Source organism: Saccharomonospora halophila 8, from assembly GCF_000383775.1.
Classification (GTDB): domain Bacteria; phylum Actinomycetota; class Actinomycetes; order Mycobacteriales; family Pseudonocardiaceae; genus Saccharomonospora; species Saccharomonospora halophila.
The window spans coordinates 22,767-24,378 of the sequence record NZ_KB912525.1; the positions used below are offsets into that span (position 1 = coordinate 22,767).

A 1,612-nucleotide genomic window follows, 5' to 3' on the forward strand; every position below is an offset into this window, starting at 1 on the left:
CCGGGGCCGGAGCGGACCTCGCCGCCCCGCGGGCGGCCGTGGCGGAGCCGCTGGACGCGCTGTCCGACCTGCGGGAGCGGATCTCGTCCGGCCAGGTGGACGCGGTGGAGGCGGTGTCGGCCTACTCCGACGCCACGGGGGCGCTGCTCGACCTGCACTCCGTGGTGATGGCGGGCCTCACCGACGACGCCCTGACGGTCACCGCCGACGGACTGCACCATCTGCTGGTGGCCCGGGAGGCGGTCTCGGTGCACCGGGCACTCGTCGGGCACGGTCTCGCCCTCGGTCTCACCCCCAGCGACTACGAAATCCTGCGTACCGCCGAAATCCGGCGCACCGACCGGCTCGCCGAGTTCGGGGCCACCGTCTCCGAACCGCAGCGCGAGCGGTTCGCGCGAACCGTGCGGGACGGCCGGTTCGACGAGTACGTCCGGATCGTCGACTCGGTGCTGTCGGGTGAGGACGCCGACGGGGAAGCCACCGGCACGGTCACCCCACGGGAGTGGTCCGACGTGGCCGGTGCCGTCTCCGGTTCGCTGGGCCGGTTCGTCGACGAGCTCGGCGCCGAACTCGCCGCCGGGGCGCGGGGGTCCGCCGACGACGCGGCCGTCCGGGTCGGCGTGCTGGCAGTGCTGCTCGTGGTCGCGTTCGCGCTGGCCGCGGTGGTCGTGTTCGTGATCACGCGGCACCTGCTGCGGTCGCTGCGCGTGCTCCGTCGCAGTGCGCTCGACGTGGCCGAGCACGACCTGCCGGACGCGGTCCGCGAGATCCAGGAGGGACGGTCGGACGGGACCGGGCCGGACCCGGTCGGCGTGCACACCCGGGACGAGATCGGACAGGTGGCGCGGGCGTTCGACGCGGTCCACGAGGAGGCGCTGCGACTCGCCTCCGAACAGGCCGGCATGCGCGCGGGCTACGCGGGCATGTTCGTGAATCTTTCCCGGCGCAGTCAGAGCCTCGTGCAACGGCAGCTGCAGCTCATCGAACGGCTGGAGGCGGACGAGGAGGACGCCGACCAGCTCGCCACCCTGTTCCAGCTGGACCACCTGGCGACCCGGATGCGCCGCAACAACGAGAACCTGATGGTGCTCTCCGGCGCCGAACCCGGCAGACGCTCCGGTCAGCCCGTGAGCACCACTGACGTGCTCCGCGCGGCGGTCTCCGAGATCGAGCAGTACCAGCGGGTCGTGGTCCGTACCCCGCCCGCCGTCGACGTGGTCGGCCATGCCGCGGGCGACCTCGTCCGGCTCGTCGCCGAGTTGCTCGACAACGCCACCGCCTTCTCGGCACCGGAGACGCGGGTGACCGTCGCCAGCCGGATGCTGGACGACGGCAGGTTGTCGGTCGAGGTGCTGGACGAGGGCATCGGCATGAACGAGGCCGAGATCGCCGAGGCGAACGGGCGGATCGGTGAGGCCGGCTCGGTGGACCTGACGACGTCGCGGCGCATGGGGCTGTTCGTGGTCGGCCGGCTGGCGGTCCGGCACGGGTTCGACGTCGTTCTCCACGGTGGTCGGGACATCACCGGGGTCCGGGCGTCGGTCACCGTTCCCGCGGAGGCGGTGACCGACGCCGGTGCGGCGGCCCGTCCGGCCCCGGCCCGGACGCCCGC

Annotated in this window: 1 protein-coding gene; it reads left to right on the forward strand. The window is 73.4% G+C overall.

Annotated features, from left to right (window positions below; translation table 11 throughout):
* Positions 1-1,612, forward strand: a 1,612-nt coding sequence (locus SACHA_RS20960; RefSeq protein ID WP_019808645.1) for a sensor histidine kinase, incomplete at both ends; no start/stop codon positions are given.